We start from the raw sequence: 25,777 nt of genomic DNA, 5'->3' as shown, positions 1-25,777 counted from the left end.
CGCCTCGGAGTTCGGTCTTCATCACAGAATTCAATCGCATGAATCTGCCACTCGTCATCCTTACCCCCTTCATTGGGGCCGCCTTGACCGCTTGGGCCGCACGCTTCGGCGCGCGGCGCACCGCCTGGGTCGCGGGCGGCATGACCCTGCTGGCCCTGATCATCCTGGCGCCCACTTTGACGGCGCCCTTCAAGGGTGAGGTCATCATCCAACGCTGGAGCTGGATTCCTCAAGCCGGGGTCGACCTGGCCTTCCGCTTCGACGGTTTGGCCCTCCTCTTCACCACCATGATCCTGGGCATCGGGCTGCTCGTCATCCTCTACGCCCGCTATTACCTCTCCGACGATGCGCAAAATCCCAAGCCTGGGATGGGACGCTTCTACGCCTATCTGCTGCTTTTCATGGGCTCCATGCTCGGCGTGGTCTTGTCGGAGAACCTGATCGTCCTGCTGATCTTCTGGGAGATGACGAGTCTCTCCTCCTTCCTGTTGATCAGCTATTCCTATCAGGGCAAGGAGGCGCGGCAGGGCGCGCGCATGGCGCTCACGGTCACGGGCCTTGGCGGGCTGGCACTGCTCGGCGGCTTCATGCTGCTGGGCAAGATGGCTGGGAGCTACGAGCTTTCGGTCATTTTGGCGCAGGGTGACGTCATCCGCGCCGACCCGCTCTATACGCCGATGCTGGTGCTGATTCTCATCGGAGCCTTCACCAAGTCCGCACAGTTCCCCTTCCATTTCTGGCTGCCGCGCGCCATGGCGGCGCCAACGCCCGTTTCGGCCTATCTGCACTCGGCGACGCTGGTGAAGGCGGGCATCTTTCTGCTCGCGCGGCTCTTCCCGGTGCTCTCCGGCACGCCGGAGTGGAGCTGGCTGGTGATCGGCGCCGGCCTCAGCACCTTGCTGATCGGTGCCTGGTTTGCCCTCTTCAAGCACGATCTCAAAGGCTTGCTGGCCTACTCGACCATTAGCCACCTTGGACTCATCACACTGCTGTTTGGCTTGGCAACGCCGCTGGCCGCGGTCGCGGGCCTCTTCCACATCATCAATCACGCAACCTTCAAGGCGTCGCTCTTCATGGCCGCAGGCATCATCGATCATGAGTGCGGCACCCGTGACATGCGCCGGATCAACGGGCTCTGGAAATTCATGCCCTATACGGCAACGCTCGCCATGGTGGCGGCGGCGTCCATGGCCGGCGTGCCGCTGTTCAATGGATTTCTGTCGAAGGAGATGTTCTTTGCCGAAACGACGGACTTCTTCTCGGATCGGCCCTGGGGCTGGATGCTGCCCACACTGGTGGCCTTGGCCGGCGTGCTGGCGGTCGCCTATTCATTGCGGTTCATCCACGACGTCTTCTTCAATGGCGATCCCATCAATCTCCCCAAGACACCGCACGAGCCGCCCTTTTGGATGAAGGTGCCGGCCGAGATCCTGGTCGGCATCTGCGTACTGGTGGGGATGTTCCCGGCAATGACGGTCGCCTGGCCGCTCAAGGTGGCCGCGACCAGCGTGCTCCAGGCCCCGCCGCCGCGCTTCGACCTTGCCATTTGGCACGGCTTCAACCTGCCGCTGCTCATGAGCTTGATTGCGCTCTTCGGCGGCCTGCTCGTCTATTCGGCGCGCAAGCCGCTGTTTCGGCAGGCCAACCGGCTCGAGGGGGTGTTAGACGCCGGCGCCTATTATGATTCGATCGTGCGCACTGTGGCGGGATTCGCGACTGCTCTAACCAATGCCCTAGACCGCGGCTCGCTGCAGCGCTTGATGGTTGTTTTCGTGGTCTCTGTCATCGCAATGGGGCTCGCGGGGGCCCTGGGCAGCGGCAGCCCGCTGACCGGGCCGCGGGCGCTGCTTGCGGCCGATGCCGTGAGTGTCTTCATCGCCCTGGCGCTGATCGTCGTAACCTTGGCGACGCTGATACTGCATCACCGCCGGCTGACGGCTCTGGTGGTCGTGGGCGCCCTGGGTTTGCTGGTCGCGCTGATATTCGTGAAGTTCTCCGCGCCCGACCTCGCCTTGACTCAGCTCTCGGTGGAGGTGGTGACCATCGTGCTGCTGCTGCTCGCGCTCTACTTCCTGCCGCAGCGCAGCCCGCGTGAGTCGAGCCGCCCTCGGCGTATTCGCGATACCGTGCTGGCCTTGCTGGCGGGCGGCTCCGCCGGGGCGCTGACCTGGGCGATGCTGACGCGGCCGCATGAATCCATCTCGAGCTTCTTCCTCGAGAACAGCGTTCCGGGCGGCGGCGGCACCAATGTCGTGAATGTCATCCTGGTCGACTTCCGCGGCTATGACACCCTGGGCGAAATCTCGGTGCTGGCCCTGGCGGGGCTGGGAATCTACGCCATGCTCAAGGATTTGGAACTCACCGGGCTGGCGCGCGACGCCAGGGGTCGCGCCTGGAACTGGGACGCACACCCGAGCATCATGGCGGCGCTCACGCGGCTGCTGCTGCCGCTTGCACTGCTGGTCTCGGTCTTCATCTTCCTGCGCGGACACAATCAGCCCGGCGGCGGCTTCATTGCCGGACTCATCACGGCGGTCGCACTCATCATGCAGTACCTGACCAATGGGGTCGCCTGGACGCACCAGCGCATGTCCGACAACATGCATCCCTTGATCGGCGCCGGACTGCTGATCGCGACGGTCACTGGCTTGGTGAGCATCCTGCTCGGCTATCCATTCCTGACCTCGACCTTCACCCATATTCACTGGCCGGTGGTCGGGGACTTCGAGCTGGCCTCGGCGATGGCGTTCGACCTGGGCGTCTTCTTGGTCGTGGTCGGGGCAACCTTGCTGATCCTCATCCACTTGGGACTCATGCATGATGCAAGTCACCCGGACCCGAAGCTGCAACAGGAGCCGCGCTGAATGGAAGCCTTGATGAGTTTGATGGTCGGCGTGCTCACCGCCTGTGGTGTCTACTTGATGCTGCGCGCGCGGACCTTTCCCGTGGTGCTCGGGCTGACGCTGCTGACCTATGCGGTGAACCTCTTTCTCTTCGCGAGCGGGCGGCTCACCATCGGCGCCCCGCCGATCATCCACGACGGGGCGACGCACTATACGGATCCCCTGCCCCAGGCACTGGTGCTGACCGCCATCGTCATCAGCTTCGCGATGACGGCCTTCGTCATCATGCTCTCACTCAAGGCACGCGCCGAGCTGGGCAATGACCACGTCGACGGGCGCCCGAGCCAAGGGGATGCGCCGTGACGACGTTGACGATCGCGCCTGTCCTCATCCCACTGCTCGCTGGGACCGGGCTGCTCCTGAGCCGGCGCCTCATCCCCTTGTGGGCCCGCCGCGGCTTCAATCTGGCTGCGGTTGGCGTCCAGGTGGCGGTGGCCGTGATGCTGCTGGCGACCGTCAGCAGCGGTGAGGTCCTGACCTACAACCTAGGTAATTGGCCGGCGCCCTATGGCATCGTCCTGGTGGCCGACCGGCTGGCCGCCTGGATGCTGTTGATCACGGCCCTGCTTGCCTTCTTCGCCTTGTTCTATGCCATGCAGGGAACGGACCGCGGCAGCCGGCACTTCCATTCGATGTACCAGCTGCAGCTGCTCGGGCTCAACGGCGCCTTCCTCACCGGGGATCTCTTCAACCTCTTCGTCTTCTTCGAGATCCTGCTGCTCGCCTCCTATGGGCTCATGGTGCATGGCGGCGGCGCGCGCCGCATCCGCGCCGGTCTGCACTTCGTCGTGCTCAATCTGGCGGGCTCGACACTCTTCCTCTTCGCGGCGGGCACGCTCTACGGCGTGCTCGGGACGCTCAACATGGCAGACCTGGCCGTCAAGCTGGCGGAGACCCCGCCCGAGGATGTGGGCATGGCGCGCACCGCTGGGCTGCTGTTGTTCGCCGTCTTCGCCCTCAAGGCCGCCTTGGTCCCCTTGCACCTCTGGCTGCCGGCGGCCTATTCGGCCACATCGGCACCCGTGGTGGCGCTCTTCGCCATCATGACCAAGGTCGGGGCTTACTGTCTGCTGCGCGTCGGCACCCTGATGTTCGGTCCCGAAGCCGGGCCCGTGGCAGAACTCTATACAAGCTGGCTGCTGCCGCTGGGCCTGGTCACGCTGCTGCTTGGCGCCCTGGGAGCACTCTCCGCGGATGAGCTGAAGCGGCAGATCGCCTATCTCGTGGTGGTCTCGGTCGGACTCCTCTTGACTGCCTTCGGGCTGGACAGCACGGCGGGTATCGCCGCTGGGCTCTACTATCTGGTCAATACGACCTTCGGGACGGCCGCCTTCTTTCTCCTCGCGGACGTGATCGCCAGTCGTCGCGGGGCGGCGCTCGACCGCCTCAGGGTCGGGCCGAAGATGTCGCAGGCGGGCTTGGTCGGGGGGCTCTTTTTCTTCACGGCGCTGCTCGTGGTTGGGCTGCCGCCGCTATCAGGCTTCATCGGGAAGTTCCTGGTGCTGCAAGCGGCGCTCGAATCGGCGCGCTGGCCCTGGATCTTGGCAAGCGTCTTGACGGCCGGTCTGCTCGGGATGATCGCCCTAGGACGCTCCGGCAGCGTCCTCTTCTTCAAGACCGCCAAGGGCTCGCCGATCGCGGCCGATCCGTCCGCGTCGATCGAGGCCTGGCAGCACGAGCACGCAGGCAATGGGACCATGAGACTGCTTGCCGTGATGGGTCTGCTCGCACTCTGCGTCGGGCTCTTGGCGGCATCCGGACCCATGGTGGACTTCTGCACCGCGACCGCCGATCAGCTCCTGCATCCGCAAGGCTACATCAGGGCGGTCTTAGCGCCCCTTTCCGCTGGGGTGAATCCATGAAGCGCTGGCTGCTGCCGCACCCGATATTGACACCGACCCTGGCACTGATCTGGGTCCTGCTGGTCAACAGTCTCTCGCCGGGCGCGATCATCCTCGGCCTCTTGTTGGGATGGGCGATCCCGCTCTTCACGCTGCGCTTTTGGCCAGCTGAGGTGCGGGTGCGCAAGCCGCTCACACTCTTACGCTTCGTCGTCGTGCTGCTCTACGACATCGTCGTCGCCAATGTGGCGGTCGCTTGGCTGATTCTGCGCGGCCCGAAGCATACGACGCCCGCATTCGTGGTGGTCCCGCTCAGCCTGACCACGGACATCGGCATCAGCATCCTCGCCAACACCATCTCGCTCACGCCGGGCACGGTCTCGTCCTGGCTGAGTCCGGATCGACGCCGTCTGATCGTCCAAGGGCTGGACGTGAAGGACCCGGACGCCTTAGTGGAAACCATCAAGCGCCGCTATGAGGCGCCCTTGCTGGAGGTCTTCGAGCCATGTTGAGCACAGCCCTGGCCATCGCCTTCGGTCTGGTCACCGCAGCCCTTGCACTCACCCTGTGGCGTTTGCTGCGCGGGCCGGACGAGCCGGACCGAATCCTCGCCCTGGACACCCTTTACGTGAATTCCATCGCCTTATTGGTGCTGCTCGGCATCCATCTCAGCTCCGAACTCTACTTCGAGGCCGCGATCCTCATCGCCATGATGGGCTTCGTCGGCACGGTCGCGCTCTGCAAGTACCTGCTGCGCGGCGACATCATCGAATAGGCCAGCCCATGTTGGACATCACACTCTCCGTTCTCATCCTGATCGGCGCCCTCTTCACCTTCATCGGCTCGCTGGGTCTGGCGCGCATGCCGGATTTCTACACACGACTGCATGGGCCGACCAAGGCAACGACTCTGGGCGTGGGCAGCTTGCTGATCGCCTCCATGATCCACTTCAGCAGCCAGGGAGAGGGGATCAGCTTCCACGAAGTCCTGGTGACGCTCTTTCTCTTCATCACGGCACCCGTGAGCGCACACCTGCTGTCTAAGGCGGCATTGCATCTCAGAGTGAAGTCACTGGCGGCGCCACCGCATGAGGTCGAGGAGGCGGATTCAGGGGAAGGCCAGTAGTCTCTGCTGGTGGATGTCGCCACGCACGGCCAGCAGTTCATTGGTAGAGCAACTTTCCCTGCGTGCGATTTGCGCCTGCAGGCGAACTCCGGAAATGACCTTACCCCAAAGGCGCGGGGCGGTAGGATGGGCAAAGTCCGCACTCGGGGCTTGAGCGTCACCTCGGCGCTGGACGGACGTGCCCATCCTGCAAAGCGCTGAGCGGGGATGATGGGCACGCCCCGCGACCCTCGGCACTCCGAAAGAAGCGCATCGCCAGGGCTTTGCCCATCGGGATCGGTACTGCGGGTATGTTGTTTCCCGGAAATCACCTCAGGGTTCCACGCCCTCCCGCCAACGCCCGGCAGCAGCGTCATCTGACGCCCGGGCCTCGACCCAGCGCTCGCCGTCTTCACCCTGCTCTTTCTTCCAGAAGGGCGCCCCTGTCTTGAGCGCGTCGATCAGGAATTCGCAGGCGCGGAAGGCCTCGCCGCGATGCTGGCTGACCACGCCGACGAAGACGATGGGGTCTTGGGGCTCCAAGGGCCCGACACGGTGGATGAGGGTGAGCCCCTCCAGGCTCCAGCGGCAAGTCGCCGCATCGGCAATCTCGCGCAGCGCCTTCTCTGTCATCCCCGGATAGTGCTCCAAGGTCATGCGGTGGACGCGCTTGCCATCATTGAGATCACGCACTAAACCAACGAAGGTCACGAGGGCACCAACGCTTGGGTTTCCGCGACAAAGCTCAGCTTGCTCGGCGGCGGTGTCGAATGGGTCGGGCTGAACGAGGATGCGTGTCGTCAAGGCTCACTCCGAAAGACAGTCTAAGCTTTGAAGATAGCCCCACTGGGGCGGTTCTGGAGAAGGGTCAATGGCACATCCAATCTCTTTGTGGCGGCTGGCAGGCATCTGGTTCCTGAGCATCCTGTTGGGCGTGATGCCTGGATTCGCAACGGCGGACGCGCCGAATCCACCCGGCGGTCGCGAGGTTCTTGTGATGGACATCGAGGGCGCCATCGGACCGGCGACCGCCAGCTATGTCCAGGAATCGGTCGCGCAAGCCGAGGGGCAGAGCGCCGCGCTCCTGGTGCTCCGCATCGACACCCCAGGCGGTCTCGACACCTCCATGCGCGCCATCGTCAAGACGATTACAGCGGCAAAGGTGCCCATCGCCTGCTATGTCGCGCCGACGGGTGCCCGCGCGGCCAGCGCCGGCACCTATATTCTCTACGCCTGTCCCTTCGCCGCTATGGCGCCCGGGACGAACCTCGGCGCGGCGACGCCGGTCCAACTCGGCGGGCTGCCAAAGTCCACGCCATCAGCCAGCAAGGGCGCAGAGGATGCGACCGAACCCGAGGCGCCGGAGACTGAGCCAGGCTCAGGTATCAGCACCGAAAAAGCGGTCCTGGGCGATGCCATGACGCGCAAGGTGGTCAACGACGCGGCGGCCTACATCCGCAGTCTCGCGGCCCTGCATGGACGCAACGCCGAGTGGGCGGAGCAAGCGGTCCGCGAGGGCGCAAGCCTATCCGCCGAGGAGGCGCTGCGGCTGAACATTATTGATGTCATCACGCCAAGCCTGGAGGCATTGATCGAGACCATTGACGGGCGCTCCCTGAAGCTGGGAGACAGCGTCGTGCAGGTCCGCACGGCCGGTGCGACTGTGGTGACCCTGCAACCGGACTGGAAGACGCGCCTCTTGTCCGTGCTCAGCAACCCTAATGTGGCTTACATCCTGCTGCTCATTGGGATCTACGGCCTGATCTACGAGTTCTCCAATCCTGGCGCGGTGCTGCCCGGAACAGTCGGCGCCTTGAGCCTGCTGATGGCGCTCTACGCCTTCCAGCTGTTGCCGATCAACTACGCCGGTCTGGCACTCATAGGGTTAGGCTTGGCGCTCATGGTAGCGGAAGCCTTCTCACCCAGCTTCGGTGGGCTGGGGCTCGGCGGCATCGCCGCCTTCGTCTTCGGATCGCTGATTCTGATCGACACCCAGGCGCCAGGCCTCGGCATATCGCTGCCGCTCATCATCGGTTTGGCGCTGATGAGCGCAATCCTGCTCTTCTTCGTCGCGGGGTTGGCGCTGAAGGCGCATCGGCGCCCCATCGTCACCGGCGGCGAGGAGTTGATCGGCGCCACGGGCGCGGCCGTCTCCGGCTTCCCGGGGCGCGGCAGCGTGCACTTGCACGGAGAGATCTGGAGTGCCCGCGCGGATGAGCCGATTGCCACGGGTACCTCGGTCGAAGTCACCGGCCGTGACGGACTCACCCTGATCGTCAAACCCAGCCCCAAGTCCTGAAGGAGAACGCGCATGCCTATTGAGATCTATCTATTTCCTTTGATTCTGGTGGGCGGATTTTTCATCGCCTCCATCCGCATCCTGCGCGAGTATGTCCGCGGCGTCATCTTCACGCTCGGTCGCTTCACCGGCGTCAAGGGCCCCGGCTTCATCCTCGTCATCCCCGGCATCCAGAACATGGTGCGGGTGGATCTCCGGGTTCAAGTCATGGACGTGCCCAGCCAGGACGTCATCTCACGCGACAACGTGTCGGTCAAAGTCAATGCGGTGGTCTATTTCCGTGTCGTCGACCCCGAGCGGGCCATCATTCAAGTCGAGGACTACCGCATGGCGACGAGCCAGCTGGCACAAACCACGCTCCGCTCCGTGCTCGGTCAGCATGAACTCGACGAGATGCTGGCCGAGCGCGAGAAGCTCAACGACGACATTCGGCAGATTCTCGATACACAGACGGATGCCTGGGGCATCAAGGTCGCGAACGTCGAGATCAAGCACGTCGACCTGGACGAGTCGATGATCCGCGCCATCGCCCAGCAGGCCGAGGCGGAGCGCTCAAGACGCGCCAAGGTGATTCACGCGGAAGGCGAGCAACAGGCGGCGGAGAAGCTGATGCAGGCGGCACGGACGCTCTCGCAGCAGCCCCAGGCGATTCAGCTGCGCTTTCTCGAGACGCTGACGGCGATCGCCGGGGATCGCACATCGACCATCGTCTTCCCGCTGCCGATGGATCTGATTACGCCGCTCCTGAAGCAGGCGGAGGCGAAAGCGAAGGGCGACTGAGCACGCAAGCGCGCCCTCCAGGTCGCGCTGAAGCGGACGACCTTAGAAAGTGACCATCAACAACTTCCCCCCTTTCGCAAAGGGGGGCTAGGGGGGATTTCGGGCGGCATCGCTCGCATCGGGAAACAATTTATGGACACTTGCTTAGTGAATGGGTGCAACGCCGAACAGCGCGTGGTGCAGCCAGAAGATAAAGAGCACATAGAGCACCAGTCCGCCGACAACGGCAATGGCGTCATTCACCTTGCTCGGCGGGGCGCCCTGAACCGGCGGTCCCGCCCGCCGCTTGAGCGAGATGCGGTCCGCCACGGCCCAAGCCAGGAAGGAGCCGAAGAGCAGCACATCGCCGAGGTTGCCGTTGGCGAGCAGGTGAGCCAGGGCCCAGATCTTCACGGCCAGGAGCATGGGATGTTTCACCGCCGACTGGATACGGCCCGGAAGATAGGCCGCGAAGAGGAAGGTGAAGACCGGCAGCATCAGCAGGAGCGTGATGTGCTTCATCCAGGTCGGGGGATCGTAGAGGACGATGGGCGCGTCGCGTGTCGCATCGTAACCGTTGACGATGAGCACGAATCCAACGAGCGAAAAGATCGCGTAGACGCCTTGCCAAGCGGGTACGCCGAAGCGCTCGACGACGCTGGTCCGAAGTCCGGGCTTGACGATGGAGATTGAATGCGTCCCGAGGAAAAGGATCAGTCCAAGAATCAGTAAGGCCATCCGAACGACTCCTAATCGTGATTTATTGAAAGCTCGGCCGAGCATCGTCCATGGGTCGCACGGCGACCTGGGAACGCAGCCCTCGGCGTGACGCGGCCTGATCGCGGCGGGGCGCCGCTCCCACTCACCGAGCGGCTGGCTCGAGTCGATGATAAAGGGCCTCGGCGACATTCGCGCCGGGGCGAGCGAGTTCAGGCGCCCTCGGCCGCAAGACCCGCAAGCTGGTTAGCCACCGCTCAGCGTTTTAGGTGCTTGGCCAGAAAGGCGTCCAAGGCATTGCCGAATGCCTGCCGGTCCCCCGCGCTCAAGGCTGGCGGGCCTCCGGTCTGCACGCCGCTCGCGCGCAGCGTCTCCATGAAGTCCCGCATGTTGAGCCGTTCACGGATGTTCTCTTTGGTATAGATCTCGCCGCGTGGATTCAAGGCGTGACCCTCCTTGGCGATGACCTCGGCGGCGAGCGGGATGTCGGCCGTGATCACCAAATCGCCAGGCTCCAGCCGCTTGACGATCTCGTTGTCCGCCACGTCGAAGCCCGCCGAGACCTGTATCGCGCGGATGTGGCGCGAGGGCGGCAGACTCATGGGCTGATTCGCCACCAGCGTCAGCGCTACACTGAGGCGCTCCGCGGCACGAAAGAGGATGTCTTTGACTACCCGTGGGCAGGCGTCGGCATCGACCCAGATGTGCATTCGGCCTCCTGAGCCAGGATCCAGGGCTTGACGACCACCGCCCAGAGACAGGCGTCTTCTTCCAGCCATTCACGGGCCTGCTGGTCCGTCACCGGGCAGATTCCACCGGCTGAGCGCTCGGCCCGAATCCTTTCGGCATCATCCTTGGTCATGGCCATGGCGATGTCGACCAGATCGAGGCCGGGCCGCACCCAGAGCACCACCCCTTGGGCGAAGAAGCGCTGGAGTTCGGTCCAGCGGATCTTGGCGGTCTCTTGATTGAGCTTGGCACGCTGCAGATCGTCGGAGACGTCAATCGGCTCCATTCGGCTCGTCCGCCTCTGGCTCGACCTCGATCGGCGTCTCGACATCCGCTTCCAGCGTCTCGACCGGGTCCGACTCATGCACCAGGATGAGCCCCGCGAGGGGCGGCAAGGACACCATCAGCGAGTGTGGTCGTCCCATCCAGCTTACGGGCTCGGATTCGAGTCCGCCTTGGTTGCCCACATTGCTGCCGCCGTAGAGTTCCGCGTCGGAGTTGACTGCCTCGCGATAGAAGCCCTGCGCCGGCACACCAATGCGGTAGTTCACGCGCGGTACCGGGGTAAAGTTGAACACGGCGACGATCATCTCCTTGCCCGACTTGGACTTGCGAATGTAGCTCAGGACAGACTGCGAGCTGTCGTGGCAGTCGATCCACTCGAAGCCGGCTGCCTCGAAATCCACTTCGTGCAAGGCGGGCACGCCCTTGTAGAGCCGATTGAGGTCCGAGACGAGTTGCTGCAGCCCTTGATGCTGCGGCCGCTCAAGAAGCTCCCAGTCCAGGGAGGCCGCAAAGTTCCACTCCTGGCCCTGGCCGAACTCGCAGCCCTGGAACAAGAGCTTCTTGCCGGGGTAGCTGAACATGAAGGTGTAGAGCAGGCGCAGACTGGCAAACTTCTGCCAGGCGTCACCCGGCATCTTGTCCAGCATCGACTGCTTACCGTGCACCACCTCGTCGTGCGAAAAGGGCAGCACGAAGTTCTCAGTGAAGGCGTAGAGCAGCCCGAAGGTCAGCAGGTCGTGATGGAAATGCCGATAGATGGGATCCTTCTGCATGTATGACAGGGTGTCGTGCATCCAGCCCATGTTCCATTTCATGCTGAAGCCGAGGCCGCCGAGATAGGTCGGCCGGGAGACCGCCGGCCAGGAGGTGGACTCCTCCGCGATCATCAGGGTGCCGGGATACTGCTCATGGGTGACCAAGTTCAGCTCGCGAATGAAATCGACGGCCTCGAGATTCTCGTTCCCACCGTACTTGTTCGGGATCCACTCGCCGGCGTTGCGCGAGTAATCGAGGTAGAGCATGGAGGCGACCGCGTCCACACGCAGGCCATCGATGTGGAACTCCTCGAGCCAGTAGAGCGCGCTCGAGAGGAGGAAGTTCTTCACCTCGTTGCGGCCGAAGTTGAAGATCAGCGTGCCCCAGTCCTTGTGCTCACCCATCCGCGGATCGGCGTGCTCGTAGAGCGCCGTGCCGTCGAAGCGTGCTAGGGCGTAGGCATCTTTCGGGAAGTGGGCCGGCACCCAGTCCAGCAGGACACCGATTCCCTGGCAGTGCATGTAATCGACGAAGAAACGAAAATCGTCCGGGCTGCCGAAGCGAGCCGTCGGGGCGAAATAGCCCGTGCACTGATAGCCCCAAGAGGCGTCGAGCGGATGCTCCGTGACGGGCAGCAGCTCGATGTGGGTGAAGCCCAACTTGAGTGCGTAGTCAGCAATCTCCTTGGCGAGGATGCGATAGTTGACGAAGTTGCCGTTCTCGTCGCGCCGCCAAGAGCCGAGATGCACCTCGTAGACGGACATCGGCCTGTGCTGCCAGCTGGAATCCTTGCGCGCCGCCATCCAGTCTTCATCCGACCAGCGAAACTCACTTACCGCAGCCAAGATACCGGCTGTCTGAGGACGCTCTTGGAAGGCCTGGGCGTAGGGATCGATCTTGATATGGATGTGCGACGCGCGGTCACGGATTTCGTACTTGTAGTAGCCGCCGGGCTCCAGGCCCGGAATGAAGAGTTCCCAAACGCCGGATCCGCCGCGCACGCGCATCGGATAGGTGCGTCCGTCCCAGGCATTGAAGTCGCCGACCACGCTCACCCGCTCTGCGTTGGGCGCCCAGACCGCGAACTGGATACCCGAGACGCCGTCGACCTCGTGGTAGTGGGAGCCGAGAACCCGATAGGCGTGCCAGTGGCGACCCTCACCCAAAAGGTGGAGATCGAAATCCGACAGGACCGGTGGGAAGCAGTAAGCGTCGTAAGTCTGATGAACCGCGCCGGCGCCATCCGTCCACTCGATCTGGTAGCGCTCCGGAACCTTGGCGGAATCTGCTTCACCAATGAAGAAATCCGAGCCCTCGAGCCGCTCCAACGGCAGATTCGCCTCGACCAGGCGGGCAGTCTCGGCCAAGGGTAGGAAGATGCGAACCACGGCTTTGCCGCCTTCCTCGTGCCGACCCAGCACTGCGAAGGGGTCGTGGTGACGCGCCTCAATGATGGGTAGAAGGGAATCTGGGAGCTTGGATGCCGAGCCAGTTGTGGTTGCCATCTGTAAAGTGTCTACCTCGTGCTATCGGCGGGGCCGACACGCCGGACGCGCTGACGATCGCCTGATGTGGATTCGGGTAAGTATGAATCGCGCGGGGCCTTGGAATACGATGGCGCCGGCGCGCTGAGGGAGGGGGGCCTGGTCTAGCCTCTCCTGGACCTCCGGTCTTCTGGAATTCTTTGCGTTCACGACTACATTGATGTCGAAAGCGCGGAATTCGACCCTAATCTTCCCGCGCCCGACCCCATCCGAGGGGTTGGAATACGTGTTGATGGTACCATAAGGGCGATCTGATCAACCCCGCAGTGTCGTCTCCGACAGGAGGATTTATGCCCCAATCCAACCCCAGGTTCATCAGCCGCCTGACTCGCAACACCCTGGCGCTGATCCTAGCCGGGGGACGGGGATCTCGGCTCAAGCATTTGACCGCTTGGCGCTCCAAGCCCGCAGTTCCCTTCGGCGGGAAATTTCGCATCATCGACTTTCCCTTGTCGAACTGCCTCAACTCCGGGATCCGACGCATCGGGGTACTGACGCAATACAAGGCCCATTCATTGATTCTGCACATCCAGAAGGGCTGGGGGTTTCTGCGGGGTGAGTTCGGCGAGTTCGTGGAGCTGTGGCCCGCTCAGCAACGCGTTGCCGAGACGGCTTGGTATGCCGGCACTGCGGATGCCGTCTTCCAGAATCTCGACATCATTCGTGCCCACAACCCGGAATACATCCTAGTGCTGGCGGGTGATCACATCTACAAGATGGATTACGGGGCGATGATTGCCTATCACGTCGAGAGCGGCGCCGACATGACAGTGGGTTGCCTGGAGGTCGAGGCAGAGCGCGCACGCGACTTCGGCGTCATGTCCGTCGACGCGGATCAACGGGTCACGAATTTCGCGGAAAAGCCTGACAATCCAGAACCCATTCCGGGCACGACGGACCGCTGTCTGGCATCCATGGGAATCTACGTCTTCAATCGCGGCTTCCTGTTCGAGCAGTTGTTCAAGGACGCCGATACGCCAAGCTCCAGTCATGACTTCGGCAAAGACGTCATCCCCAATGTGATTCGCATGTACCGGGTGATGGCATACACCTTCAGGGACCCGCGCAGCGGGGATCAAGCCTATTGGCGCGATGTCGGCACCCTAGACGCCTTCTGGGAGGCCAATCTCGAGCTGATCGGCATCACACCACCGCTGAATCTCTACGACAAGAATTGGCCAATCTGGACCTACCAGGAGCAGCTGCCGCCGGCCAAATTCGTGTTCGACGATGACGACAGACGCGGCATGGCGGTGGACTCCATGGTCTCCGGTGGCTGCATCATCTCCGGGGCGGTCGTGCGTCATTCGCTGCTGTTTTCCAACGTCCGCGTCAACTCCTATGCGAGCGTCGAGGATTCCGTGATCCTGCCCGATGTCAGCATCGGGCGGAACTGTGTGATCCGCAACGCGGTCGTAGATCGCTTCTGCCAGCTGGAGGAAGGCACGCAGATCGGCGTGAACCCTGAGGCCGATCGCCGTGCCGGATTCTATGTGAGCGAGCAGGGCATCACGCTCGTGACCCCCGAGATGCTTGGCCAAGACGCTAACCACGTTCGCTGAGGGCGCCTTGCATGCAGATTACCCTGAATGGAACGCCACGCGAGGTCGCCGACGGGACACGCATGGCCGAGCTGGTCGAGGACCTCTCACTCGGCGGCCAGCGTTTTGCGGTCGAGGTCAATGCCGAACTCGTCCCACGCAGTCGTTTCGCCGAGCACCAGCTGAGTCCGAACGACAAAGTGGAGATCATCCAGGCCGTCGGCGGTGGTTGACCACTGCAACCCCTTCACCCGGAATTCACTCACTAGCACCTGCCACAGAGATTCATGTCTACAGAGAACCAGAGTCACGATCGCCTCATCATCGCCGGCAAGGAATACCATTCGCGCCTGCTCGTCGGTACGGGTAAATACAAGGACATGGACGAAACCGCCCGCGCCATCGAGGCCAGCGGCGCGGAGATCGTGACCGTCGCCGTGCGCCGCACCAATCTCGGCCAGAACCCCGGAGAGCCGAACATCCTCGACGTGCTCTCGCCCGAACGCTACACCATCTTGCCGAATACCGCCGGCTGCTATGACGCGGAGACGGCGGTGCGCACCTGTCGCCTCGCGCGCGAGCTGCTCGACGGTCACAACCTGGTGAAGCTCGAGGTCTTGGGTGACGAGAAAACCCTCTTTCCCGACGTCATGGCGACGCTCAAGGCGGCGGAAGAGCTGGTCAAGGATGGCTTCGACGTCATGGTCTACACCAATGACGACCCCATCGTCGCGCGCGAGCTGGAGGCCATTGGCTGTATCGCCGTCATGCCGCTCGCGGCACCGATTGGATCCGGCCTCGGCATTCGCAATCCGCTCAACATCCTGACCATCGTCGAGAATGCCAAGGTGCCAGTCTTGGTAGACGCCGGCGTCGGCACGGCCTCCGACGCGGCGGAAGCCATGGAGCTTGGCTGCGACGGCGTACTCATGAATACCGCCATCGCCGCGGCCAAGGATCCCGTGCTCATGGCCAGCGCGATGCGCAAGGCGATCGAGGCCGGCCGTGAGGCCTTCCAAGCGGGCCGCATGCCGGCAAAGCGGTTTGCCTCCGCCTCGTCGCCGATCGAGGGACTTTTCTTCTAGGGCGCTTGCCGATGAATCCGGCTGGGAGCCGATCTCCGGCGTTGATCATCGGATCGCCCAGTCGGCTGAGTCGGCATCGGGCATCGTTCAGGCAAGGCGACGTAGGAGCGGCGCCCCATCGCGGCGGGGCGCCGCTCCCACCGATCGCGCGGTTGGACCGAAGGATGATCGAGAGCCGATCTCCCAGCCGCACGCTCAAAACAAAATCGTCCCCGATCAAGCCGTGCTCCTGGGCGATTGATCCGAGATTCTGCGGTTGAAACCGCAAAGACACTTCCTCCTAGGGGATAGACCGATCCTGGCGAAAAACGTCAAGATTCTCCTTGAACTGCGTGCTCTTCGCGGTTGAAGTCTTCCTTTGTTGATAGACCTGCCGCCTGCCTGCGCATTTTCGAACCTTCGGCGTCAGGGCCCCACCCGACGGCCGATTCACACCACCTGGACGAACTGAGACTTGGACGCGCACTCGACCGACAAGACCCCCAATCGACGCCCGGTGCGCAGCTTTGTGCTGCGCGAGGGCCGTCTTACCCCCGCGCAAGACCGCGCCTTCCGCGAGCTTTGGCCGCTCCACGGGGTGGATTGGACGCCGGGCGCGCAGATCGACTTCGCAGCCACCTTCGGCAGTGAAAAGCCGGTCGTCCTGGAGATCGGCTTTGGCAACGGGGACTCCCTCGCCGAGATGGCCGCCGCGGATCTGAATCGAAACTGGCTCGGCATCGAGGTGCATCGCCCCGGAGTCGGTCATCTGTTGCTCGAGATCGAGCGCAGAGGACTGAGCAACCTCAAAGTCATGCGTCATGATGCGGTCGAGGTGCTGACGCAGGGCATCGCAGCGGCCAGTCTAGACGCGGTCCAGCTCTTCTTCCCGGACCCCTGGCCCAAGCGCCGGCACCACAAGCGCCGCATCCTAAGCCCGCAACTGATCCAGTTGCTCGCCAAGGTGATCCGGCCGGGCGGCGTCTTTCACGCCGCGACGGATTGGGAGCCTTACGCCGAGCAGATGCTCGAGATTCTGGACAGTGCGACCGACTGCTTCGAGAGTACGGCTGGCGTCGGGCGCTACGCGCCTCGGCCAGCGACGCGGCCACTGACCAAGTTCGAGCAGCGCGGCGAGCGTCTCGGCCATCCGGTTCACGATCTCCTCTATCGGCGTCGCTAATGGCCTCGCTAAGGCTCGAGGCCATTGGCCATCTGTTCATGAAGCCAGTCGACCTCGAAATCGACGCCGGCGAGCTGGTCTTTCTCTCTGGCCCCTCCGGCTCGGGCAAGAGTCTGCTGCTGCGCGCCGTCGCGGATCTTGATCCCCACCAAGGGGAGGCGTGGCTCGGGAGTGAGTCCAGATCCGGGCTGAGCCCGCCGGTCTGGCGCCGTCGCGTTGGCCTCTTGCCCGCGGAGTCCTTTTGGTGGGCCGAGCGCGTTGGTGAGCATCTGCCTGGAGGCGACGCGGAGACAGCCAAGTCGAAGGAGCGGCTCAGCGATTGGCTAGCGCAACTTGGCTTCGATCTCGATGTGCTCGACTGGGAGGTGGCGCGACTCTCGACCGGCGAACGTCAGCGGCTTGCCTTGATCCGTCTGCTCACCCAGAACCCCGAGGCGCTGCTGCTAGACGAGGCCACGGCCAACCTCGACCCAGCCAACCGCGATCAGGTCGAGCGGCTCATCCATGACTACCGACGCTCCGCGACGGCAGCAGTGCTCTGGGTGAGTCACGACCCCGCGCAGCGCCAACGCTTGGCGACCCGCGCCTATGTCATCCAGGATGGCGCCTTGGTGTCAGAGCCATGACGATGATCCACCTCAGCCCTTGGGATCTGGGCGTCGCCTCGATCCTCATCTTTCTGCTCGCCGGCATGTCGTGGCGGCTGAAGCTCGGCGTCGAGCGGCGCGTGCTGGTCGCCGCGGCCCGCAGCGCCGTTCAGCTCACCCTGGTCGGAATGGTGCTGAAGCTGCTGTTTGCGCAGACCAACCTGGCGCTGATCGGACTCATGGCGCTCGTGATGCTCTCGGTCGCCGGCTTCGAGGTCATGCAGCGCCAGAAGCGACGCTACCGAGGCGGCTGGGGATACGGAATTGGGGCCTTCTCCATGTTCCTGTCGTCCTTCAGCGTGACCCTGATGGCCCTGACGGTCGTCATTGGTGTTGAGCCTTGGTACCAACCTCAGTACCTCATCCCCTTGCTCGGCATGATGCTCGGTAACACCATGAACGGTGTGGCGATCGCGCTCGACAACCTCACGCGTCATGCCTGGGAGTCACGCGGGAAGATCGAGGCTCGCTTGCTCAGTGGTCAGGGCTGGGAGACCGCGATCCAAGACATTCGCCGCGACGCCCTACGCTCCGGCCTCATCCCCATCGTGAACGCCATGGGCACGGCGGGCCTGGTCAGTCTACCCGGCATGATGACGGGGCAGATTCTCGCCGGCAGTCCACCCATGGAGGCCGCAAAGTATCAGCTCCTGATCATGTTCCTGATCTCTGGAGGGACCGGGCTGGGCTCCATGGCGGCGGTCTGGCTGGGCTCCCGCCGGCTCTTCGACGACCGACAACGCCTGAGGCTCGATCGGCTCATGAGCGGATCCCGAGACTAGCGAGAAAGCGGGCATCTCGACAGACCAGAGGACGTCCTCGAATGTTTCCTCGAACAGCGGAGTGATGTCGTTACCGCTGCGATTCTTCAGTATGGAAACGTCCATCATGGCGGCGATCTCGGGCGGCGCGAAGCCCTCGAAGGAAGCGCAGGGGGAACAGCCCTAGAACTTCACAGATAAATCTGCCCGCTTTTGGCCGGAGGGTGAGGCCAAAGGCAAGGCCCCGATAGGCTGTGCTTCTACGCCAAGAGAAGCGGCCTCACCTCCATGCAAGGTCGCCTCGGCCTATCGCCGGAAGATCTCAGTCGGCCCAGAGGGCATCGAGCGCCAAGGGCTCGGCCGCCACCGTCGCATCATCGACGAAGCTCGCCAGTAAAACCCATTGTTCGTCCCTGAGTTTGAATGCCTCCAACGTCTTTGCGCTGGGGTCGACCAGCCAGCAGTAAGGGATGCCGTTGGCCGCATAGAGCGGCAGCTTGATCATTCGATCCATCCGTGCCGTCGAGGGCGAGAGCACCTCGCAGACCCAATCTGGCGTCATCTCGATCCAGGCGGTTTCCGGAAGCTGTGGCAGCCGCTCGCGACGCCAGCCCGCGAGATCGGGCACCAATATATCGGTGCCCAGGTGCAGCTCCGGCTCATCCAAGATCCACCAGCCGCCCGGGCCTCCGCGATTGCGCTGAAAGGGGTTTCCGATCTCCATTCCGATGGCGGAAGCTGCGAGAGCGTGGCGAGGGGCTGGGCGCGGATGCCTGTGCAGCTCGCCGTCGATGATCTCCCCGACCAACGTAGCTGGGAGCGAGAAGAGATCGGCGTATTCCGCCGGGCGTTCCTGTGGACGATGCATAGCGGCGTGGTTTGAAGTGGATAGGCGAAAGGCGTTGGTCTGGATGCTGCGCTGAACGCCATTGCCACCGCAAACCGCGACTCGCCGCTTTGACCCTGCCCAGCGTCGCGAACTGGCCAAAAATCTGGGTGGTTTATCGGCAATTCCGGGATGTCGGCAGGAGATCCCCGCTGACACCATCGATGGGCCGGTCATCGCTAAGAAAGTGACCATCAACAACTTCCCCCCTTTCGCAAAGGGGGGCTAGGGGGGATTTCGGGCGGGATCGCTCGTATCGGGAAACAATTAATGGGCGCTTTCTAACGACGGAGGGAGCCCGCAGGCTCCCTCAAACATCCCTGAGACCAAGAGGTCTAACGACGCCTTAGGCGTGGTACTGCCGGCTTAGCTCGTGGACTGCCGCGACCATGGCGCCCGCATGCTCTGGATTGACATCCGGGGTGATGCCGTGGCCGAGGTTGAAGACGTGCCCGTTGCCCTTGCCGTAGCTCGCAAGGACGCGCGCGACCTCTTCGCGGATGCGCTCGGGTGAGGCGTAAAGCGTACAAGGATCCAGGTTGCCCTGGAGCGCGACGCGGTCCTCGACCAGGCGACGCGCATCGGCCAAATCGGTCGTCCAATCGACGCCCAAGGCGTCACAGCCCGTCTTGGCCATGTCGCCGAGCCACTGTCCGCCGTTCTTGGTGAAGAGGATGATCGGCACGCGACGGCCCTCGGCCTCACGGGTCAGGCCCTCGACGACGCGCTGCATGTAGGCGAGCGAGAACTCACGATAGTTCGCGGGTGCCAGTGCGCCGCCCCAGGTATCGAAAATCATCGCTGCCTGAGCGCCTCGCGCGATCTGCGCGTTCAAATAGGACGTGACGGAATCGGCGGTCTTGGCCAGCAGCTTATGCAGCAGGTCAGGACGATCGAACATCATTCCCTTGGTATGCGAGAAGTTTTTCGCGCCCCCGCCTTCGACCATGTAGGTCGCCAGCGTCCAGGGACTGCCGGAGAAGCCGATCAGCGGCACCCGACCATTGAGTTCACGCCGAATGGTCGAGACGGCATCCATGACGTACTTCAGCTCGCCTTCCGGATCCGGAATGCCGATACGGTCGACGTCCGCGGCCGTGCGGACGGGGCGCTCGAAGTGCGGCCCTTCACCTTCGGCGAAGTAGAGCCCCAGTCCCATCGCGTCCGGCACGGTCAGGATGTCCGAGAAGAGGATGGCTGCATCCAAGGGGAAGCGATCGAGCGGCTGAATGGTGACCTCGCAAGCCAGCTCCGGATTCTTGCAGAGCTCCATGAAACTACCTGCCTTCGCGCGCGTGGCGCGGTACTCCGGTAGGTAGCGGCCAGCCTGGCGCATCATCCAAACCGGAGTGTAGTCAACGGGTTCGCGCATCAGGGCGCGGAGGAAGGTGTCATTGGTCAACTGGGTCATGAGGCAGTGCCCGATCTGAAGGTTGTGAATGTCCACGACTGGTCGAGCCAGCCATTCTACTACGGTGGGGTGGAAGCTTGCGCGTCCGCAGAGGGTAAAGAGATGAGGCCGAGGCTATCTAGCGCTGAGCAGCGCTCGCCCCTGAGTTGTGATGCTTATATAAATCAGTGACTTGCGGACATCAATAAGCTGTTGATAAGCAGGCTGCTAGAGCTGTGGATACTTTGTGGGTCAAATTCGACGGTAAACTTGACCACGGCTTATCCACAGATTCGAGCAAGCGAGAAAATCTTTCAAGTGCTGGATAAAAATAACATTTTTGGAGATTTCGATTTATCCACAGGCCTTATTACTATTATTCTTTCTTAACTTAATTTGTATAGAAAGGGCCAACACTCGGAACGAGCCGAGCGAGGCCCGGAGACGGATGTGGCTGGGGTGGTCTGGACAAGATTGCTAGAATCCCCGGGATGGACGTTTCCCATCTGCTCGATTCACTCAACGACGCCCAACGCGACGCCGTGTCCGCCGAGGCGGGAACCTTGCTTGTGCTTGCCGGGGCGGGCTCAGGTAAGACACGGGTGCTGGTGCATCGCATCGCCTGGTTGCTCCAGGTTGAGCGCATACCACCCTGGTCGATTCTGGCGGTTACTTTCACCAACAAGGCCGCGCGCGAGATGCGCGGGCGTATCGAGGAGATTCTGGGCGCGCCTGTCGGCGGGATGTGGGTGGGCACCTTCCACGGTCTGGCGCACCGTTTCCTCCGTGCGCATTGGCAAGATGCCAACCTGCCTCAGCACTTCCAGATTCTGGACGCGGACGATCAATTCCGCGCGATCAAGCGCGTCTTGAAGGCGATGGAACTGGATGAGTCGCGCTATCCACCGCGTCAGGTCCAGGGCTTCATCAACAAACAGAAGGACGAAGGCCTGCGGCCGCAGCACTTGGATGGCGGCGGCGATTTCTTCATGGAGAAGATGATCGCGGCCTATCAGGAATACGAAAGGGTTCGGATCCGGGGCGGTCTGCTGGACTTCGCGGATCTGCTCCTCTGCTCACTCGAGTTGCTGCGGGATCGACCAGACATCCTGCATCACTACGAGCAACGCTTTCGTCACATCCTGGTCGACGAGTTTCAAGACACCAACGCCATCCAATATGCCTGGCTGCGGCTCTTGGCTGGCCGCAACGATAAACTCTTCGCCGTGGGCGACGACGACCAGTCGATCTATGGCTGGCGGGGTGCCCGCGTCGAGAACATCCAGTCCTTCCAGAAGGATTACCCAAGCACACGCATCATCAGGCTGGAGCAGAACTATCGCTCGACGGGCAACATTCTGGCGGCGGCCAATGCCTTGATCGCGAACAACCCGTCGCGGCTGGGCAAGAACCTTTGGACGGACGACACCGCAGGCGATCCCATCCGTCGCTACACGGCCTTCAACGAGGTGGACGAGGCGCGCTTCGTCATCGAGCGGATTCGAGGCTTCGTGCAGGATGAGGGCTATCGGCGCGACGAGTGCGCCATCCTCTATCGAACCACCGCGCAGTCGCGGCTCTTCGAGGAGGCCTTGATTCAGGCGCAAATCCCCTATCGCGTCTACGGCGGTCTACGCTTCTTCGAGCGTGCCGAGATCCGTGACGCACTCGCCTATCTGCGCCTGCTGTCCAATCCGAGTGACGATGCCGCCTTCGAGCGCGTGGTGAATACGCCGACGCGTGGGATTGGCGACAGAACGCTCGAACTGCTGCGTCAGCAGGCGCGTGAGGCGCAGGTCTCCCTGTGGCAGGCCGCCCAGGATCTCAGCATCACCGGGGCTTTGGGCGCGCGTGCGAGCGGGGCGCTGCGAAAGTTCATCGATCTCGTCCTGGGGCTGCAAGAAGTCGCCGGAGATCTTGCGCTTGCCGAAGTCACGAACCGCATGGTGAAGACCGTCGGGTTGCCGGAGCACTATCAGAAAAACAAGGATGGCAAGGGCCAGGACCGCATCGAAAACCTGGAGCAGTTGGTGGATACGGTCGCGCGCTTCGAGGAGGAGCTGGAGGAGGAGGAAGGCGATCCGCTCGGGGCCTTTCTAGCCCATGCGGCCCTGGAGGCCGGGGAGACTCAGGCCGATCAGTTCGAAGACGGCGTTCAGCTCATGACGCTGCATAGCGCCAAGGGGCTGGAGTTCCCCATTGTCTTTCTATCGGGTCTGGAAGAAGGACTCTTTCCGCATAGCTTGTCGGCCGAGGATCCGGACCGGCTCGAAGAAGAGCGCCGACTCTGTTATGTCGGCATGACCCGCGCGATGCAGCAGCTCTACCTGAGCCATGCCGAGAGCCGCAGGCTCTATGGTCGGGAGGACTATCCGGCACCCTCGCGGTTCTTGCGAGAGATCCCGCCCGAGTTGGTCGAGGAGGTGCGTGGCGGCGGGATTAGGCGCCGAACGACCGGGTCATCCACCGCGACGGGCAATTTCTCCGGAGCCGCGGCGCCGGAGGGCTTTCAGCTCGGCCAGCGTGTCCGTCATGCAAAGTTCGGCGAGGGTGTCGTACTGAACAGCGAGGGGCGCGGCGCGCAGGCGCGCATCCAGATCAATTTCCAGGATGTCGGCGCCAAGTGGTTGGTGCTTGCCTATGCACGCCTGGAGGCCGCCGACTGAGCCCAAAAGCGCGATGCGAGGTTTCCGCGACTGTGGTCGCGCTGAATTCCGCCCTACAATAGCGAAAACTAGCAACCCTGCGGCGCCAGCCTAGCCATGTCTGAATCAGAAAGCTTCGAAGATCTTCTCAATCAGTTCGACCAAGCCCACCCACAGGTGAGTCAAGGTGAGCCCAAGGTCGGTGACAAGGTCACGGGGACCTTGATCGCCATCGGCGAGGAATATGCCTTTGTCGACCTCGGTGCGAAATCAGAGGGTCGCTTGGAACTCAGCGCGCTCAAGGACGCCGAGGGCCAGCTCAAGCATGGGGTCGGCGATTTGATCGAGAGCCATGTCACGGGGAAGGACGAAGAAAGCGGGATGTTGCTGCTCGGCAGCCAGCACGGCCACAAGTATCACGGCCTTGAAGAGGTCGAGCGCGCCTATCGCCAGGGGCTGCCTGTCCAAGGCCAGGTGACCGGGGCGGTCAAGGGCGGTGTCGAGGTCCAGGTCGCCGGCATGCGGGCGTTTTGTCCGGCGTCTCAGGTCGACATCCGTTTCGTCGAGGATCTCTCTGAATTCGTCGGCCAGCGGCTGGACTTCCGCGTAACCAAGCTCGAGGGCGGACGTCGGCCGAATCTGGTCGTCTCACGGCGTGCGCTTCTGGAGGAAGCGCAGCAGCGCAAGGCCGAGGAGACCCGTGCCACGCTCAAGGAAGGCGCTGTCTTGACCGGCACCGTGAGTTCGCTCAAGGACTATGGCGCCTTCGTCGATATTGGCGGCCTGGAGGGCATGATTCACATCAGCGAGCTGGCCTTCGGACACGTCAAGCACCCAAAGGAGATTCTTCAGGTCGGACAGGCCGTCGAGGTGAGCGTGCTGCGCATCGAGCCGCCGAGCGATGCCAAGAAGCGCGAGAAGATCGCGCTCTCGATTCGCGCGCTGAGCCGCGATCCCTGGCTGGACGCTATCGAGGCCTTTCCGGTCGGGACACGCACCCAGGGAAAGGTGGTCAGACTCCAGCCCTTCGGTGCCTTTATCGAGCTGTCGCCTGGCGTCGATGGCTTGGCCCATATCAGCGAGCTGGGCGCGGAGAAGCGCATCAACCATCCGAGCGACATTCTCAGGGAAGGTGATCTTGTCGAGGCCAGTGTCATCGGTATCGATGTCGAGCGGCACCGCATCAGTTTGTCGCTCGATGAGACACGCGCGGCCGAGTCGGCCGCGGCGGAGACCCTGAAGCAAGCCAAGTCCGCCAATGGTGGCGCGGAGAAATCAATGGGGAGCTTCGGCGAGCTGTTGAAAGAGACCATCAACAAGGGACGCTGAGCCGCGACCTGCCAGGGACTTTGCGGCGCACGTCGTTCTCACGTCGAGAGTCTTTCTGGCTGCTAGAGTGCCCTGGGATGAATCTGCCTGAGCCCGCCGTCGAGCGCCGAGCGCCGCCGCTCTCGCTCTACGTCCATCTCCCCTGGTGTATCAGCAAGTGTCCCTACTGCGATTTCAACTCGCACGCGTTGGGCGGGACCACACCTTTCGACCCTTACGTCGACCGGCTCATCGCGGATCTCGAGGCGGATCTTGACCGCTTCGGGGTTTCCAGGCCGCTGCAATCCATCTTCATCGGCGGTGGAACCCCGAGTCTCTTTCCAGGCAAGGCGATTCATCGACTGCTTGCTGGCATTGCAGCGCGGATCGAGCTTGCAGCGGATGCCGAGGTGACCCTTGAGGCCAACCCTGGCGCCGCGGATGCTGGCCGTTTCGCCGCCTACCGCGAAGCCGGTGTCAATCGCTTGTCGATCGGCGTCCAGAGCCTTTCGGCGAGTCACCTCGAGCGTCTGGGGCGCATTCATGACCCGACCGAGGCGTGTGCGGCGGTTCGCATGGCACGCACGGCCGGCTTCGACAATCTCAATCTGGACTTCATGTTCGGCCTCCCCGGTCAGTTGCTTCAGGCAGCGGCCGAGGATTTGGATCGGCTGATCGCCTTGGAGCCTGAGCATCTCTCTTACTATCAGCTGACATTGGAGCCCAATACCCGATTCTTTGCGCATCCACCGCAAATGCCGGACGTTGATCTTGCGGCGGACATTGGTGAGCAGGGCGCGGAGCTATTGGGCGCGGCAGGCTATGGACGCTACGAGGTCTCCGCCTATGCACGACCAGGCCGCTGCTGTCGACACAACCTGGGCTACTGGCGTTTCGGGGACTATCTGGGAATCGGCGCTGGCGCTCATGGCAAGCTCACCAAGGTCGAGGCGGGAGAGACGGCATTTCGGATCCTGCGAACGGCGAAGCATCGTGATCCCGATCGCTATCTTGGCAAGCACCCCGAAGCACTCATCAGCACCTGCAGGGAACTCTGTGACGCGGACGTCATTTTCGAGTTCGCCCTCAACGCGATGCGCCTTACCTCAGGGTTCGAGCGATCGCTCTTTACGGCGATGACGGGGCTGCCTTGGCTGCGCCTGGAGCCCTACGTGGCCCAGGGTGTGGAGCGAGGCTTGGTGGAACAAGACGGAGATCGCCTTTGCCCGACCCAGCGCGGCCGTGATTTCCTAGACGATTTGGTTGGCTCCTTCTTGAGCCCCCCGACGCCGATGAGTTGACCAGAGGCCTCTTGTCAAGTCGGCATTGAAGTTCTAACACGGCAAATCCGTTCTAACCTGCAGGCGCTGATTGGGCGGCGCGGGGAGCGGAGTTTGCCGTCATGCCCAGATAGT

24 protein-coding genes are annotated in these 25,777 nt (G+C 62.8%); 17 read left to right on the top strand and 7 right to left on the bottom strand.

What is annotated here, in order from left to right; all coding sequences use genetic code 11:
- Positions 1-38 precede the first annotated feature (38 nt).
- Genes G3480_RS14195 through G3480_RS14170 form a run of 6 tightly spaced genes read left to right on the top strand, consistent with a single transcriptional unit; the run spans position 39 to position 5,869 of the window.
- Positions 39-2,864: a monovalent cation/H+ antiporter subunit A gene (locus G3480_RS14195; protein ID WP_164654551.1), complete on the top strand. Its 2,826-nt coding sequence runs from the start codon at positions 39-41 to the stop codon at positions 2,862-2,864.
- Entirely contained in the window at positions 2,865-3,206 is a 342-nt protein-coding gene (locus G3480_RS14190; protein WP_164654550.1) for a Na+/H+ antiporter subunit C, read from the top strand.
- Positions 3,203-4,765, top strand: a complete 1,563-nt coding sequence (locus tag G3480_RS14185) for a monovalent cation/H+ antiporter subunit D (RefSeq protein WP_164654549.1) — start codon at positions 3,203-3,205, stop codon at positions 4,763-4,765. The genes G3480_RS14190 and G3480_RS14185 overlap by 4 nt, the downstream gene beginning before the upstream one ends.
- The gene (locus tag G3480_RS14180; protein WP_164654548.1) at positions 4,762-5,256 is read left to right on the top strand and encodes a Na+/H+ antiporter subunit E; all 495 of its coding nucleotides are present in this window, start codon (positions 4,762-4,764) and stop codon (positions 5,254-5,256) included. Before G3480_RS14185 ends, G3480_RS14180 begins: the two co-directional genes overlap by 4 nt.
- Positions 5,250-5,519 carry a K+/H+ antiporter subunit F gene (locus G3480_RS14175; protein ID WP_164654547.1) on the top strand — a complete coding sequence of 90 codons (270 nt, stop codon included), beginning with the start codon at positions 5,250-5,252 and terminating at the stop codon, positions 5,517-5,519. Before G3480_RS14180 ends, G3480_RS14175 begins: the two co-directional genes overlap by 7 nt.
- An 8-nt stretch (positions 5,520-5,527) precedes the next feature.
- Positions 5,528-5,869 carry a Na+/H+ antiporter subunit G gene (locus tag G3480_RS14170; RefSeq protein ID WP_164654546.1) on the top strand — a complete coding sequence of 114 codons (342 nt, stop codon included), beginning with the start codon at positions 5,528-5,530 and terminating at the stop codon, positions 5,867-5,869.
- A gap of 312 nt (positions 5,870-6,181) precedes the next feature.
- Here G3480_RS14170 and moaE read toward each other — a convergent pair whose 3' ends face one another.
- Positions 6,182-6,652: a molybdopterin synthase catalytic subunit MoaE gene (gene moaE, locus G3480_RS14165; RefSeq protein WP_164654545.1), complete on the bottom strand. Its 471-nt coding sequence runs from the start codon at positions 6,650-6,652 to the stop codon at positions 6,182-6,184.
- Positions 6,653-6,719: 67 nt separating this feature from the next.
- Here moaE and G3480_RS14160 point away from each other — a divergent pair, with 67 nt between their 5' ends.
- On the top strand, positions 6,720-8,147 hold the full coding sequence (locus G3480_RS14160) for an NfeD family protein (RefSeq protein WP_164654544.1): 1,428 nt from the start codon (positions 6,720-6,722) through the stop codon (positions 8,145-8,147).
- A 12-nt stretch (positions 8,148-8,159) separates the two neighbouring features.
- The gene (locus G3480_RS14155; RefSeq protein ID WP_164654543.1) at positions 8,160-8,927 is read left to right on the top strand and encodes a slipin family protein; all 768 of its coding nucleotides are present in this window, start codon (positions 8,160-8,162) and stop codon (positions 8,925-8,927) included.
- A gap of 144 nt (positions 8,928-9,071) precedes the next feature.
- Here G3480_RS14155 and G3480_RS14150 read toward each other — a convergent pair whose 3' ends face one another.
- From G3480_RS14150 to glgB, 4 genes are all read right to left on the bottom strand, one after another.
- The gene (locus tag G3480_RS14150; RefSeq protein WP_164654542.1) at positions 9,072-9,644 is read right to left on the bottom strand and encodes an NnrU family protein; all 573 of its coding nucleotides are present in this window, start codon (positions 9,642-9,644) and stop codon (positions 9,072-9,074) included.
- A 236-nt stretch (positions 9,645-9,880) separates the two neighbouring features.
- A complete protein-coding gene (locus G3480_RS14145) occupies positions 9,881-10,333 on the bottom strand; it encodes a YaiI/YqxD family protein (protein ID WP_164654541.1) in 453 nt (150 codons plus the stop codon).
- A complete protein-coding gene (locus G3480_RS14140; RefSeq protein ID WP_164654540.1) occupies positions 10,294-10,638 on the bottom strand; it encodes a DUF2288 domain-containing protein in 345 nt (114 codons plus the stop codon). The genes G3480_RS14145 and G3480_RS14140 overlap by 40 nt, the downstream gene beginning before the upstream one ends.
- A complete protein-coding gene (gene glgB, locus G3480_RS14135; RefSeq protein ID WP_164654539.1) occupies positions 10,625-12,898 on the bottom strand; it encodes a 1,4-alpha-glucan branching protein GlgB in 2,274 nt (757 codons plus the stop codon). The genes G3480_RS14140 and glgB overlap by 14 nt, the downstream gene beginning before the upstream one ends.
- A 329-nt stretch (positions 12,899-13,227) precedes the next feature.
- Between glgB and glgC the strand changes: the two genes are divergently transcribed.
- The 6 genes from glgC to G3480_RS14105 all read left to right on the top strand — a co-directional run bounded on the left by glgC (position 13,228) and on the right by G3480_RS14105 (position 18,154).
- Positions 13,228-14,499, top strand: coding sequence for a glucose-1-phosphate adenylyltransferase (gene glgC, locus G3480_RS14130; protein ID WP_164654538.1), 1,272 nt, complete (start codon positions 13,228-13,230; stop codon positions 14,497-14,499).
- A gap of 11 nt (positions 14,500-14,510) precedes the next feature.
- The gene (gene thiS, locus G3480_RS14125) at positions 14,511-14,711 is read left to right on the top strand and encodes a sulfur carrier protein ThiS (protein ID WP_164654537.1); all 201 of its coding nucleotides are present in this window, start codon (positions 14,511-14,513) and stop codon (positions 14,709-14,711) included.
- Positions 14,712-14,765: 54 nt separating this feature from the next.
- The gene (locus G3480_RS14120) at positions 14,766-15,563 is read left to right on the top strand and encodes a thiazole synthase (RefSeq protein WP_164654536.1); all 798 of its coding nucleotides are present in this window, start codon (positions 14,766-14,768) and stop codon (positions 15,561-15,563) included.
- 454 nt (positions 15,564-16,017) lie between these two features.
- Entirely contained in the window at positions 16,018-16,725 is a 708-nt protein-coding gene (gene trmB / locus G3480_RS14115) for a tRNA (guanosine(46)-N7)-methyltransferase TrmB (RefSeq protein WP_164654535.1), read from the top strand.
- Complete coding sequence (locus G3480_RS14110) at positions 16,725-17,351, top strand: ABC transporter ATP-binding protein (protein ID WP_164654534.1); 627 nt, start codon at positions 16,725-16,727, stop codon at positions 17,349-17,351. The genes trmB and G3480_RS14110 overlap by 1 nt, the downstream gene beginning before the upstream one ends.
- Positions 17,348-18,154 carry an ABC transporter permease gene (locus G3480_RS14105; RefSeq protein ID WP_164654533.1) on the top strand — a complete coding sequence of 269 codons (807 nt, stop codon included), beginning with the start codon at positions 17,348-17,350 and terminating at the stop codon, positions 18,152-18,154. The genes G3480_RS14110 and G3480_RS14105 overlap by 4 nt, the downstream gene beginning before the upstream one ends.
- Before the next feature lie 301 nt (positions 18,155-18,455).
- Here G3480_RS14105 and G3480_RS14100 read toward each other — a convergent pair whose 3' ends face one another.
- Positions 18,456-19,001, bottom strand: a complete 546-nt coding sequence (locus G3480_RS14100; RefSeq protein ID WP_164654532.1) for a Uma2 family endonuclease — start codon at positions 18,999-19,001, stop codon at positions 18,456-18,458.
- Between the two features lie 364 nt (positions 19,002-19,365).
- The gene (gene hemE, locus G3480_RS14095) at positions 19,366-20,430 is read right to left on the bottom strand and encodes a uroporphyrinogen decarboxylase (protein WP_164654558.1); all 1,065 of its coding nucleotides are present in this window, start codon (positions 20,428-20,430) and stop codon (positions 19,366-19,368) included.
- Positions 20,431-20,900: 470 nt separating this feature from the next.
- Here hemE and uvrD point away from each other — a divergent pair, with 470 nt between their 5' ends.
- The 3 genes from uvrD (at position 20,901) to hemW (ending at position 25,663) form a co-directional block, all read left to right on the top strand.
- Positions 20,901-23,075, top strand: coding sequence for a DNA helicase II (gene uvrD / locus G3480_RS14090; protein ID WP_164654531.1), 2,175 nt, complete (start codon positions 20,901-20,903; stop codon positions 23,073-23,075).
- 96 nt (positions 23,076-23,171) lie between these two features.
- Positions 23,172-24,383 (top strand): 30S ribosomal protein S1, encoded by a 1,212-nt coding sequence (locus tag G3480_RS14085; protein ID WP_164654530.1) that lies wholly within the window; start codon positions 23,172-23,174, stop codon positions 24,381-24,383.
- 77 nt (positions 24,384-24,460) lie between these two features.
- Positions 24,461-25,663 carry a radical SAM family heme chaperone HemW gene (gene hemW, locus G3480_RS14080; protein WP_164654529.1) on the top strand — a complete coding sequence of 401 codons (1,203 nt, stop codon included), beginning with the start codon at positions 24,461-24,463 and terminating at the stop codon, positions 25,661-25,663.
- Positions 25,664-25,777: the final 114 nt, after the last annotated feature.

Source organism: Thiorhodococcus mannitoliphagus, assembly GCF_010915725.1.
In the GTDB taxonomy this organism is placed as follows: domain Bacteria; phylum Pseudomonadota; class Gammaproteobacteria; order Chromatiales; family Chromatiaceae; genus Thiorhodococcus; species Thiorhodococcus mannitoliphagus.
This window is presented reverse-complemented; position numbering and strand designations above follow the sequence as displayed.